Consider the following 13814-nt stretch of genomic DNA (forward strand, 5'->3'; position numbering starts at 1 on the left):
TTATGAAAGCATATATTGGAATTAAATATTATGAAGACTATAGAAACAAGACAATTATTGATAAGATTTCATCAGCTCTTGAAAGAAATGGATATAGAGCTAGTTGTATTGTCAGAGATATACAGAATCATCAAGTTAGATATAATCCACAGGAACTAATGAAATTGACCTTCAAAGAAATTGATGAATGCAATTTAGTTATTATTGATTTAACTGAAAAAGGAGTAGGCTTAGGTATTGAAGCAGGATATGCCTTTGCAAAGGGTATACGGATTATTACGATAGCTAAGGAGGGATCAGATATATCTGAAACTTTAGAAGGCATATCTAAAGAAATATTTTTCTATAAGGACATAGAGGATATAGAGATGGCAATAGATAAACTTTAGGCTATAAATTTATCATATATCTTAGATAATATTTGGAGGAGGATTATATATTGCAATACATGGGAGACAAAGAATATTGGGATGAAAAGTTTGCTCAAAGAAGTGATAAGCCATTAAATCCAGAAGGAGTAATAATAGACAACATTAATTATTTTCAAAAAGGATCCCTTCTCGATATTGCATCTGGTGATGGTAGAAATGCGTTGTTTTTTCTTGAAAATGGCTTTAGAGTCACAGGAGTTGATTTTAGCCTTAATGCCTTAGAACGTTTGAAGAGATTTGCAGAAAGATTAAACCATTCTATAGAAACACAGCAGGTAGACTTAAGTAATTCTAATGCATTAAGGAATATTGGAATATTTGATAATATTATAATTAACCATTACAGACTAAATCAAGAGAATCTTGCAGATATTGAAAACCATATATCAGATAATGGAATTTTATTTATATCAGGTTTTGGACATAAACATAAGACTGATGAAAGAATAAGAAAGGAAGATTTAATTCAACCAGCAGATATTGAAATATTAAAAAAATCATTTGAATTAATAAAATATATTGAGAATAAAGATGAAAGAGGTTTTCTAGTAACTTATATTTTTAAAAAGAAGCATAAAGATATATTAAATGTAAACGGAGTATAAAAAAAGTTTTAAATCTTCACTTATAGTAATAGAAATATTGGTGGATAAAGTGAATATAATATTAGAAGGTAATACTTTAAATTAGATTACTAGGGGGGATAAAAGGAGTATGCAATTTTAAGGCAGGATTTTCATAGATAGATTATATCCAATTGATGGTTTCTTTAGATATAATCAAAGAATATAATAAAACTGAATTGGGGATAGATAGTATGAGTGATATAGTGATAAAGGTAAGTAACTTCACAAAATCCTATGGAAATTTTACAGCTGTAGATAGCATAAGCTTTGAAGTAAAGAAAGGTGAAATTTTTGGTATCTTAGGTCCAAATGGAGCTGGAAAAACCAGTACATTAGAATGCCTTGAAGGATTAAGAACTCCCGATGGAGGGGCAATTGATATCATGGGTATAGATCCATCAAAAAATCATAAGGAATTAAAGGATTTAATAGGAGTGCAACTTCAATCATCTGGATTGCCTGAAACAATAACTGTAAAAGAGGCAATGCAGTTATTTTCAGCTTATCATAATATTCCACCAAGATATGATTTAATAAAAAGAATGAATCTTTGGGATAAGTTAAATACTCAATACCAAAAGTTATCTGGAGGTCAGCAGAAAAGATTATTAATAGCTTTAGCAGTTTGTCATAATCCGGAAATACTTATCTTAGATGAGCCTACAGCTGCATTAGACGTGGAATCGAGAGTTGAGCTTCATAATCTGATGAAAGAACTAAAGGATCAGGGAACTACAATACTTCTAGCAACACATGATATGGCAGAGGCAGAAAAAATGGCAGATAGAATAGCAATTCTATTAAAAGGAAAGATTATGATAATAGATACCCCTAAGAAAATAGTGGATTCCGGTTCGTCAAAGATTAAGATTTCTGTTAGGACAGTGGGCACGACCTTAATGGAGTCTACAGATATAATTGTTGATGAGTATTATATTTTCTATTCTGACAAACCCGGTGAGAAAGTAATGGAAATAATGACCCTAATAGAAGAAAAAGGTGATAGTTTGATAGATCTTAGAGTAGAGAGACCGTCATTGGAGGAAAGATTTTTAGAGATAACTTCAATAGGAGGGATATAATGAAAGCTTTTTCCATACATTTTTTATTTGATTTAAAATCTGGTCTAAGGGATAAGGAGTTATTACTTATGAACTATTTATTTCCCCTTGGGTTTTACTTTGTAATTGGAGCTATTATGCCTAAATTAAATCCAGGATACGGTAATATCTTAATACCCTCAATGATGATATTTAGCATATTGGTAAGCACTATATTAGGGATGCCCAATAGGTTAGTAACATCGAGGAATAGTGGTATATTAAGGTCTTATAAAATTAATGGAGTTTCTAAACTATCAATGCTTGCTATACCCACTGTCTCAACTATTTTACATACAATAATAGTGACAACGATAATATTAATATCTGCTCCAATTTTGTATAAGACTTCCTTGCCAGAAAACATATTAGGATTGATTTTAGTCTTTATAGTTTCCACCATAATATTTGCAGGACTGGCATTATTAATAGGTATGATAGCAGATAATACATCTGTAACTGTACTTTTAGCCCAGGCGTTATTCCTACCATCTATGTTAATTGGAGGATTAATGTTTCCATCTAGTTTTTTACCCGAATCTGTGGCAAGGTTTAGCAAACTATTGCCTACAACTTATGCCATGGATGCATATCAAGCATTTACGACAAATGAGATTACTGCCTTTAATCCAATAATTTCTCTAGGGTTATTGGTATCATCTGGTATAATAAGTTTCTTTTTATCCTGGTATTTATTTAGACTAGATAATAATAAAACATCAAAATCTAAAGGTAAAATATGGTCTTTAGCTGCTTTAATTCCTTTTATTTTAGGAGCAATATTTTTGTAGAAATTAGCTTGCTAATGAGAGTTAGCTTCTATAAAATTAGTTGTATTGTAAAATATAGAGACTAAAAATAATATAGAGGTGACATAATGAGTCTATTGAGGAAAATATTTGGAGCAAAACAAGAGGAAATATTGAAGATTTAGAATAATATTGCTAAATTTAAAAACATAAGAAAAGAGGGAGAAAATGTTTTTTGTATTTGGAATATCTACAAAGGACAAAAATATTGATTTTGTGCAGACTATGGTATGCCCAAACTGTAATTCTTATGGGCGATTAGAAGTTTTTATGACTTATACATATTTTAGCCTATTTTTTATTCCTATTTTTAAGTGGAATAAAAAATATTATGTAAGAAGTTCTTGCTGTGGCAGTTTATTTACAATAAGAGAAGATTTAGGAAAAGCCATTGAAAGAGGAGAAAAAAATAGGATTGATGAAGCCGAACTAAATCCTATAGATATGAAATATAACAGAGAACAAACTTGTTCAAATTGTAATTATTCAATTGATACTGATTTTGAATATTGTCCTAAATGCGGAAGAAAGCTTTAATGGAGTAAGGGAGTTGATAATATGACAATAGAAAAATTAAAATTAATAATCAATGGCAGTAATAATATCGTATTTTTTGGAGGGGCAGGAGTATCTACAGAAAGCAATATACCGGATTTTAGATCTACCACAGGGCTTTATACTACATCTAAGAAATCAAAATATCCTCCTGAGTATATGTTAAGTCATACATGCTATGAAAGAGATACTGAGGATTTTTTTGAGTTTTATAAGACTAAAATGGTATATACAGAAGCAAAGCCCAATTTAGCCCATATTGCACTAGCTAAGTTAGAGGAACAAGGAAAACTTAAAGCTATAGTTACACAAAATATCGATGGACTTCATCAAATGGCAGGTTCAAAAAATGTATTGGAGCTTCATGGTTCAGTACATAGAAATTATTGTGAAAAATGTCATAAGTTTTTTCCACTAGAATACATACTTCGCTCATCATTAGTTCCAATATGTGATATTTGTGGTGGAATAGTAAAGCCAGATGTAGTTCTTTATGAAGAGGGATTAGATATGAACATATTAAATAAATCCATAGAATATATAAAGAATGCAGATGTCTTAATAGTAGGAGGAACATCTCTAACTGTATATCCAGCAGCAGGACTACTTGAATATTATAGAGGAAATAAATTGATTTTAATCAATAAATCAGAAACACAATATGATAATAAAGCACTGTTGACATTTAATAGTAGTATAGGAGAAACATTAAGTAAAATATTATAATAGATATAACGTATAGATAACCAACATGAAATCATAATAAAAAATACTAAGAGAGTGCATTTGCAGAATATGGAATAACTCCAGCCGGAGGTTGCGGACTTGAACCTCCCTACAGTCGGTGCAAGTCTCGCCAACCCTGACAGGGGTAGTATCTACAATTCAACTTTGCTATCGCTCGTTTCATTGGATACTACTCCCAATGAATGAAGCTATAAAATCCGTAAAGAAATTTATATGTTTGAGCGTAGCGAGTTTATAAATTTTAGGATTTTGTAGCTGAATGAATTGTAGGAGTTACCCATATTCGAAACAGCCGAACGTGTATTTTTTATTATGATGTTGGTTATCTATATATAGAACGAGGAAAAGATTAATATAAGTCATATATAGACATTAAATAGACCATATAGTAAAATTTAAAACATCAAGTTAGAACATATAAAATAAGCTAATGAATTTTCATTGGCTTATTTTTAAGTATAAGATTTTAAATAGGAGAGATAAAAATGGAAGAAGTTAAAACGTTGATGGATGAAATTATATTAAATAACGAAATTATATATGGAGTTATTAGCAACTTAAGAAAGAAAAATGAAGATAGCTTTACTAAAGTGAGCATTAAACCTGTTCTTATAAAAGATATTGTAAAGCTACAATTTACCTATGAATATAAGAATAAAGTAATACATGAGAACCTAGAATATTCTGAGTCCATAGATGAAATAGAGAGGCTTTTAATTGAGGAGTTTAAACAGGCAGTAATATTTACAAAGAAGGCAGACTATCAAATATTGATAAGTAAAAAAGGTAAGATAAATATATTAAAGAAGAAACCAACTAAGGAAGATCTAGACATATCTCATAATAGGAAGAAGTCCTATATAATACAAGAAGGAGAAGCAGTTGATTTTCTTGTACGACTTGGTGTTATGACTGAAAATGGAAAGGTAGTTGCTAAAAAATATGATAAATTTAGACAAATAAATAGATTTTTAGAAATGGTATCTGATGTAATTCCAAAGATTAATAGTGAAAAGACACTTAATATTATAGATTTTGGATGTGGAAAATCTTATTTAACCTTTGCTCTTTACTACTATTTAGTTGATATTTTAAATTTAGATATAAATATAATAGGGCTAGATTTAAAGGAGGATGTAATCCTTTTTTGCAATGAGGTAGCTATGGATTTAAATTATAATAAATTAAAGTTTATCTATGGAGATATTAAAGACTATGAAGGTTTAGATAGAGTAGATATGGTGGTAACGCTACACGCCTGTGATAATGCCACGGATGCGGCTTTAATCAAAGCTATAAATTGGGATGCAGAAGCCATACTTTCAGTACCTTGCTGCCAACATGAATTTTATAATAAGATTGATAATCCATTACTAGAACCAATGCTAAGTCATGGAATAATAAAAGAAAAACTATCATCCTTGGTTACAGATAGTCTTAGGGCAAATATACTTGAAATTTTCGGATATAATGTTCAATTGTTAGAGTTTATAGATATGGAACATACACCTAAGAATATTTTAATAAGAGCTATAAAGACCGATGTTAAAAATAATAAAGAGGCCATAGATAAATATATAAAATTTAAGGAATTTTGGAACCTAAAAGATTTATATATTGAGAAAGAATTAAAAAATATTCGGAAAAATATGTAGAAAATGGTAAACATATATATAAATTTGCCGATAATATACTTACTTGGCATATTATATTAAGAAAGAGGCGAAATAATTGAAGAAAATCAGTACAAGAATAGTAATAACAGTCTTAATATGTTCTATAGTCACGTCTGTAGTAGTTGGAGCAACTAGTATATTTAAAAGTGTTAACGTAATCCAAAAGGAAGCACATAATAATCTTATTAGTCTATCTCAGGTATATTCTGGAGTATTTGATGAAGATTTAGTTCTGTATGAGGGGACTTCGACTGATTTACATCAGGTAGTCAGTGGTACCATAGATACAACTAGATTAAGTGAAAAAGGATATTTAGAGAATTATAGTGATACTATTCTAAGACCAATAGTGAGAGGCGTTGCTAGAGAAACTAATAAATGTGCTGGAATATACATAGCTATAGATCCCAGATATACTGGAAGAACAGAAGGCTCATGGATTGGGATAGACGATAATGGGACGTTAACTCAAGGGTTACCAACAGATGTAGCAGGCATGAGCCAAGATGATGATTCAGCTGCATTCTATTATAATGCCATAAAAGCAGGAAAAGGAATATGGGGAGACCCTTATTTAAACCATGGAAATATTAATGTAATGACCTACTCATCCCCTATTGTTGTGAATAATGAAACGATTGGAGTAATAGGTGTAGATTTACGTGTAAGAGACTTAATAAAAGGTATACAAGATATAAAATTATATGATACAGGATATGGATTTTTACTTAATGCGAATTATGATTACTTAGTTCACCCTACTTTAGATAGTAGTAATAACTTAAAGACCATGGAGGATGGATTGTATAGTACAATGGTCGAAGAGATTGAAAGTAATAATATTGGACTTATAGATATGGATTTTGATGGAGAAAGTAAGCTTATAGCATATTCTAAATTATATGATGGAAAAATAATAATATTATCAGTTCCTAAAGCAGAAATACTAAAGGAAATGTATATGACATTATATATTATTTCTGGTGTTGTATTGATAGCTGCCATATTAGCTACTATTATATCTTTAGTTATGGGAAAAATGATTTCAAATCCTATAGTATTTATTACTGAAGTAATAGGTACCACATCAAAATTAGATTTAACAGATATAGAGGAAACCAAGAGAATAAAAATGCTATTCAATAGAAAAGACGAAGTAGGTTCCATATTTAGAGCCACAGGACTTTTAAGAGAAGAAATGAGAAGTATAATAAGAGCAATAGAAGAAACTACAACAAATATTGTTGAAAATACCACTACTCTGACTTCTGCCACAGACGATACTGCTCAATCCATAAGTGATGTGGCTAAGACTGTAGAAGAGCTAGCTCAAGCTTCTATGGGACAAGCAGCAGATGCAGAAACGGGATCAGAAAAACTATACAAGTTGGCAAATGAAATAAAAGCAGCAGTAACAGATGGAGAAACTGTAGTGAATAGTTCTATGAAAGCTCAAGAAATAAATCAGCAAGGTTTGAAATCAATGGATGAAATGGTAGAGAAGTTTAATATAACTAATGAATCTACTAATTCTGTAGTAAAGAATATAGATTCATTATTGGAAAAATCTCAATCCATAGGAAAAATTTTAAATATAATAACTGGAATTTCAGAGCAGACTAATCTTTTAGCATTAAATGCAGCTATAGAAGCGGCAAGAGCAGGGGAAGCTGGAAGGGGTTTTGCTGTAGTAGCTGACGAAATAAGAAAATTATCTGAACAGACAGGAAATGCTACTAGTGATATAGAAGGAATATTGAATACTATTCAATTTGAAGTAGAAAATACAAAGGATAATATGGATCAATCTGAAAGTGCACTAAATGATGCCAATACAACCTTATTAGAGGTTAAAAAGGCTTTCGAGGAAGTGTATTCAGCCATAAGTACATCAATGGAAGCTATTACTCAGCTAGATCAAAGATTAGGATTTGTAGATAATGATAAAGAAGAAGCAATATTAGCTATTCAGAGTATATCTTCTGTAACAGAAGAAACAGCAGCTTCTACAGAAGAATTATCAGCATCCATGGAAGAACAAGCTGCAACCATGGAGAGTATATCAAATAATACAGATAACTTAGCCAAAATAATAGAAAAATTAAATGGATTAGTTAATAGATTTAAGTTATAATAAAAACTGAATGAGATTTCTCATTCAGTTTTTTTATAAGGAATAGGAAAGCTCTACTTTTAATATTTTAATATCAAGAACTTGTTATGACCTAAATGAGTCAATAAAAGCTACCTTTAATGCGTCCGTAGACGCTTTTATGGTCGTTATAATTTATGATATAATAAACTAAAAAGGAGGAATTGAAATGTATAGTATGTTTTCTCTTACTGGAGTAATATTTCCTATATTTTTTATAGTTATATTTGGTATGTTTATATTTACAGCAGTAAAAGGAATTGGACAATGGCATTCGAATAATCAGCAACCAGTTTTAACAGTAGCAGCTAAACTAGTATCAAAAAGAACAAATGTAAGTAGACATAATCATAATAACACTGATCATATACATTCAACAACTAGTACTACTTACTATGCTACCTTTGAAGTGGAAAGCGGAGATAGAATAGAGTTTCATATTTCAGGAGAAGAATATGGAATATTAGTAGAAGGCGATATTGGGAAGCTCACGTTTCAAGGAACTCGATACCAAAACTTTGAAAGGATAAAAACTGATCACGAAGGATAATTTATTTGTACCAGGAGATAATAGGGAAGGTATCATAGACTTGAAAGGAAGATTTACATGAGATTAACAAGGGAGTTCTATGAAAGGAACACTGTTTTAGTTGCCAGGGATTTACTTGGAAAGACTTTAGTATATAATGACAAAGGAAATATATATAAAGGAAAAATAGTGGAAACAGAGGCTTATATAAATACTAAAGATGATGGTGCTCATTTTAATAAAGGTATTACTGAAAGAACAAAAATAATAGATGAAACTGGAGGACATATCTATATCTATACAATATATGGGATGTATCTTTTGTTCAATATAGTTGCAGAAAAGAAAGGCGTTCATGGAGCAGTACTAATTAGAGCCATAGAGCCAATAGAAGATATAGATAAGATGTATGAGAATAGATATAAAAAGGAATTTAATAATCCTCCAAGAAAAGAAATAATTAATCTAACTAATGGACCAGCTAAATTTGTAATGGCATATGGTATGACTAAGGGTGATTATGGGTTAGATTTAGTAACAAGTGACAGAATTTGGGTAGAAGATGGAGATAAAATATCTTTAGATGAAATCGTCAGAAGCAAAAGAATAAATATAGATTATGCAGAAATAGCAAAGGATTATTTACTAAGATTTTATATTAAAGATAATCCTTTTGTGTCAAAAAAATAGTCATTAGAACATTAGAGCAAAATTATTTTGCTCTTTTTATTTTTATAGGAACTTTTATACATACATATACATCTAATTAGTATTAAAAAAGTAAGAATCAAGTTAAAGTAGTGGGTATCCACTACTTTTTCTAATACTTATGATACAATTGGGTAAGAATACCAATAATTACAATATCAATATATAATAGGAGTGTTTATATGGAAAAAACTTTTATAATGATTAAACCTGATGGAGTCCGTAGAGGGCTTATGGGAGAAATCATGGGAAGAATTGAGAGGAAAGGATTTAAAATCACAAGGGCAAAGTTGTTTAAGCCTAGTATAGAATTAGTGGAAAATCATTATATGGAGCATAGGGATAAAAGTTTTTTTAATGAGTTGGTAAATTTCATTACTGAAGATTTAGTTATGGCAATGGAAGTAGAAGGGGAAGCAGTAATTGAAGTTATGAGACTTATGATAGGCCATAGAGATTTTAAAATAGCTTCTCCAGGAACCATAAGGGGAGACTTTGCTAATACCATTACACAAAATATTGTACATGGTTCAGATTCTTTAGAGTCTGCTAAAAGAGAATTGAATCTATGGTTTCAGTAGTTTTAAGCTCTGCTGAATAAAAAAAGTTATTTTCATCTTTCATAAAGAAGTTCACAATATATCAAATATAAACTATAATATATAGTATCAAAAATAGTAAGATTTGAATAATCATATAAGTAAATATAGAATTTTGATGGAGTTGAAGACGATGAAAATAATTGTTCAAAAATTTGGTGGAACTTCTGTAGTAAATGAGGAGAGAAGAGGATTAGCCGTAGATAAAATTGAAGCTGCCATAAATAAACATTTAAATCCTGTTATAGTAGTATCTGCTATTGGAAGATCGGGAGATCCCTATGCGACAGATACTTTAATACAATTAGCTAAATCTGTAGGCATAGAACCAAATACAAGAGAGCTTGATATTTTAATGTCCTGTGGAGAAGTAATTTCAGCTGTAGTTTTATCAAATACCTTAAAGGCTAGAGGATATGAGTCATCGGTATTTACTGGTGGGCAAGCAGGAATCATAACAGATAACAATTTCTCTGATGCAAGAATACTAAGAGTTAATCCTCAAAAAATACTGGAAGCTCTGGAAAGAGGTGAGATACCTGTAATAGCAGGATTTCAAGGGATAACAGAAGGTGGAGATATTACAACTCTTGGAAGGGGAGGCAGTGATGTTACAGCGTCTATAATGGGTGAGGCCTTAAGTGCTGAGTTAGTAGAGATATACACAGATGTAGATGGAGTTATGACGGCAGATCCTAAAATAGTACCAGATGCCCGGGTAATGGATACAATCTTTTATAATGAAGTATTTCAAATGGCAGAATACGGTGCAAAGGTGCTGCATCACAAGGCAGTGGAAATAGCCATGCGTTCCAATATACCTATAGTTATTAGAAATACCAATTCAGATTATAACGGTACGTTAATTACAAACTATCATAGAACTAGGTCTTATATAGATGAAAATACAAGAATAGTTACATCAGTTGCAAATATAAATAATAGAATGCAAATAAAAATAACTCTGACAAAAGATGGTGATAATAATCATGAATTAGTATTTGATAGTATAGCAAATGCAGGAGTAAGTATAGATATGATAAATATATATCCAAATCAGGTATTTTTCATTATAGATGAGAAGGATAAAGAAAAATTAGAAGAAGTATTGACTAAATTTAATTTCAACTATGAATTACTTGAGAGTTGTACAAAGGTAACACTAATTGGAAATAGAATGCGTGGAGTACCTGGAGTAATGGCAAAGGCAGTTTCTGCATTGGCTAAGGAAAGTATTGAAATACTACAAACCTCAGACTCCCATACTACAATATCCTGCCTAATAGAATCAAAACATACGAATAGGGCAGTAAATGCATTACATGGATATTTTGAATTAGGTAAATAAAGATATTTTATTGGAACGGTTTTTTTTACCGTTCCTGTATTTTTTGATTATATTTGGCTGTAAATATGATATAATGTGTTATAAAATAATATTAGGAGGGGAATATGAAGATAAACTGGAATTCCAAGTATTGGACTATATCTATATATTCATTTTTAGTAGCTTGTGCAAGTATTATGTTTTACCTAATTGCATCAGAAATAGGCTCATTTCAAATCAAGTTAGGAGAAATTATATCAACTTTTATGCCTTTTATAATAGGTTTCATCATGGCATATTTATTTAATTTTATATTAAAATTTTATGAAAACTGTTTATCGAAATTAGATTTTTTTAAAAAGACGAAACCTAAATTTAAAAGAATTATAGGATTAATATTGACCTATATAACTGTGCTAGTACTTGTTTTTCTATTTTTAAACTTTGTATTTCCACAATTGGTATCAAGTATAATGGGATTAGTCAATGATATACCGTCTTACGTAAGTAGAGCAACAGACTTAGTAAATGAATTCAATGAAAAATATGATATACAAGAAGAATATTATAATTTCTTATTGGAAAGATGGAATATATATAAAGAAAGCATCATAAAATTTGCAACAAATCTTATACCAGTTTTAGGAAACTTTGTAAAGAATACTTTATCTTATTTATGGAATATAGTAATAGGCATTATAGTATCTATATATTTATTGATTGATAAAGAAAGATTCTTTGGAATCATTAGAAAAGTAAATAAGGCTATATTTTCTGAACCAGTTGCCAATAGGTTAGCTGAACTAACCAGTAGGTCAAATTATATATTCGGACAATTTTTATCTGGAAAGATATTAGATTCATTTATTATAGGTGTTTTAACTTTTATAGTTGTAACTATATTTAAAATGCCTTATACAATATTAATATCTTTCATAGTAGGAATAACTAATATTATTCCTTTCTTTGGTCCTTTTATTGGTGCTATACCTTGTGCAATAATAATCCTGTTTGTATCACCAATGAAAGCGCTATGGTTTATATTTATAATATTTATTATTCAACAAATAGATGGTAATATAATAGGACCTAAGATTTTAGGAGATTCCCTTGGAATATCTGCATTTTGGATTTTATTTTCTTTATTAGTTGGTGGAAAAATCTTTGGATTTATAGGACTAATTATAGGAGTCCCATTATTTGTACTTATATACTCAATAGTTAAAGACATAGTAGAGAATAGATTAAAGAAAAAAGAATTACCTTATGAAACAGATTATTATATAAAATAAAGGTGGCTAAGCCACCTTTATTTTATGACCATTAGGCCAATACTTCTTTTAATTCTTTAATAAATAATCTATTTTCATCCATAGTACCTATAGATACTCTTATGAAATCGCCACCCATAGGTCTTATAATAACTCCTCTTTTTTGCATTTCAGTAAATACTTCTTGGCCATTTTTGCCTACATTAACGAATATATGATTTGTCTCTGATGGTGGATAATAGAATCCTAACTTATCAAATTCATTATAAATGTAGTTCTTGCCTTCAAGATTAAGCTCATAGCTTTTTCTTAAAAATTCTTCATCTGCCAAGGCTTCAATTGCTGCCACTTGAGCTAAAGTATTTACATTGAAAGGTCCCCTAACTCTATTTAGAGTTTCGATAATATCTCTATGACCTACAGTATAAGCTACCCTAATACCAGCTAAGCCATAAGCTTTTGAAAAAGTTCTCATAACTAAAAGATTAGAATATTTCTTCAAAAGATTTATAGTATTATGAGGATAATCATCTCTAGTAACATATTCTCTATATGCTTCATCGGATATTACTAAAACATTAGAGGGAACTTTGTCTAAGAAATCTATAAATTCTTTTTCTGTAATCATTGTACCTGTAGGATTATTTGGATTACATATCCAAATGATTTTAGTCTTATCCGTGATTTTACTTAAGATTCCATCTAAATCAAAAGTAAATTCCTTTAAAGGAACTATAACAGGGGTACCACCCATCATCTCTGTAGTTTGTATGTATCGTGGGAAGGTAATATCAGCCATGATAACTTCATCGTCTTTATTGATATATGCCTTTGCTATTATGTCAATCATCTCATCTGAACCACTACTTGGCAATACTTCATCTACATTTACTTGAAGATTAGCTGATAAAGTTTCTTTTAATAGGGTTGCATTTCCATCTGGATATATTCCTAGCTCATCTAGTGCATTTATTATTGCTTCTTTAACCTTTGGTGAGCATCCCAATGGATTTTCATTTGAGGCAAGCTTTATAACCTTAGATAGACCATATTCTTTTTTCACATCTTCTATTGGTTTCCCAGGTTCATAAGCTTTTAAATTTTTGATTTCTTCTCTAAAACTAATTGACAATAAAAACAGCCCCTTTCTATATACACTAATACTAGTGTAACAATATACAAGCGATAAAAAAAGACTATGATAATAATATAGCTTATGATATAATTAAAAGAGTAACTACTTTTTTGAAATTTCTTTAAAAGGAATTAACTAAAAATTTTGTC

Annotated in this window: 14 protein-coding genes; 13 read left to right on the plus strand and 1 reads right to left on the minus strand. The window is 30.1% G+C overall.

The genetic code is table 11. The features are described from left to right. The first annotated feature begins 2 nt into the window (after positions 1–2). The 13 genes from RBU61_RS02325 (at position 3) to RBU61_RS02385 (ending at position 12551) form a co-directional block, all read left to right on the plus strand. The gene (locus RBU61_RS02325; RefSeq protein WP_308877945.1) at positions 3–389 is read left to right on the plus strand and encodes a hypothetical protein; all 387 of its coding nucleotides are present in this window, start codon (positions 3–5) and stop codon (positions 387–389) included. A gap of 59 nt (positions 390–448) precedes the next feature. After that, a complete protein-coding gene (locus RBU61_RS02330; RefSeq protein ID WP_308879748.1) occupies positions 449–1036 on the plus strand; it encodes a methyltransferase domain-containing protein in 588 nt (195 codons plus the stop codon). A gap of 212 nt (positions 1037–1248) precedes the next feature. Further along, complete coding sequence (locus RBU61_RS02335; protein WP_308877946.1) at positions 1249–2139, plus strand: ABC transporter ATP-binding protein; 891 nt, start codon at positions 1249–1251, stop codon at positions 2137–2139. Then, positions 2139–2948 carry an ABC transporter permease gene (locus RBU61_RS02340; RefSeq protein ID WP_308877947.1) on the plus strand — a complete coding sequence of 270 codons (810 nt, stop codon included), beginning with the start codon at positions 2139–2141 and terminating at the stop codon, positions 2946–2948. The genes RBU61_RS02335 and RBU61_RS02340 overlap by 1 nt, the downstream gene beginning before the upstream one ends. A gap of 186 nt (positions 2949–3134) precedes the next feature. Continuing rightward, positions 3135–3503 (plus strand): zinc ribbon domain-containing protein, encoded by a 369-nt coding sequence (locus tag RBU61_RS02345; protein WP_308877948.1) that lies wholly within the window; start codon positions 3135–3137, stop codon positions 3501–3503. A 21-nt stretch (positions 3504–3524) separates the two neighbouring features. Continuing rightward, positions 3525–4247, plus strand: a complete 723-nt coding sequence (locus RBU61_RS02350) for an NAD-dependent protein deacylase (RefSeq protein ID WP_308877949.1) — start codon at positions 3525–3527, stop codon at positions 4245–4247. 506 nt (positions 4248–4753) lie between these two features. Continuing rightward, entirely contained in the window at positions 4754–5923 is a 1170-nt protein-coding gene (locus tag RBU61_RS02355) for an SAM-dependent methyltransferase (RefSeq protein ID WP_308877950.1), read from the plus strand. A 76-nt stretch (positions 5924–5999) separates the two neighbouring features. Beyond that, positions 6000–8078 carry a methyl-accepting chemotaxis protein gene (locus tag RBU61_RS02360; protein WP_308877951.1) on the plus strand — a complete coding sequence of 693 codons (2079 nt, stop codon included), beginning with the start codon at positions 6000–6002 and terminating at the stop codon, positions 8076–8078. 187 nt (positions 8079–8265) lie between these two features. Further along, positions 8266–8646, plus strand: a complete 381-nt coding sequence (locus RBU61_RS02365) for a DUF2500 domain-containing protein (protein ID WP_308877952.1) — start codon at positions 8266–8268, stop codon at positions 8644–8646. 57 nt (positions 8647–8703) lie between these two features. Continuing rightward, positions 8704–9315: a DNA-3-methyladenine glycosylase gene (locus RBU61_RS02370; protein ID WP_308877953.1), complete on the plus strand. Its 612-nt coding sequence runs from the start codon at positions 8704–8706 to the stop codon at positions 9313–9315. Positions 9316–9515: 200 nt separating this feature from the next. Further along, entirely contained in the window at positions 9516–9914 is a 399-nt protein-coding gene (gene ndk / locus RBU61_RS02375) for a nucleoside-diphosphate kinase (protein WP_308877954.1), read from the plus strand. 151 nt (positions 9915–10065) lie between these two features. Then, positions 10066–11280, plus strand: a complete 1215-nt coding sequence (gene dapG / locus RBU61_RS02380; protein WP_308877955.1) for an aspartate kinase — start codon at positions 10066–10068, stop codon at positions 11278–11280. 104 nt (positions 11281–11384) lie between these two features. After that, positions 11385–12551 (plus strand): AI-2E family transporter, encoded by a 1167-nt coding sequence (locus RBU61_RS02385; protein ID WP_308877956.1) that lies wholly within the window; start codon positions 11385–11387, stop codon positions 12549–12551. Positions 12552–12582: 31 nt separating this feature from the next. Here the strand turns inward: RBU61_RS02385 and hisC are convergent, their stop codons facing one another. Then, complete coding sequence (hisC, locus tag RBU61_RS02390; protein ID WP_308877957.1) at positions 12583–13662, minus strand: histidinol-phosphate transaminase; 1080 nt, start codon at positions 13660–13662, stop codon at positions 12583–12585. Positions 13663–13814 lie beyond the last annotated feature (152 nt).

The organism is Tissierella sp. MB52-C2, from assembly GCF_030931715.1.
In the GTDB taxonomy this organism is placed as follows: domain Bacteria; phylum Bacillota; class Clostridia; order Tissierellales; family Tissierellaceae; genus Tissierella.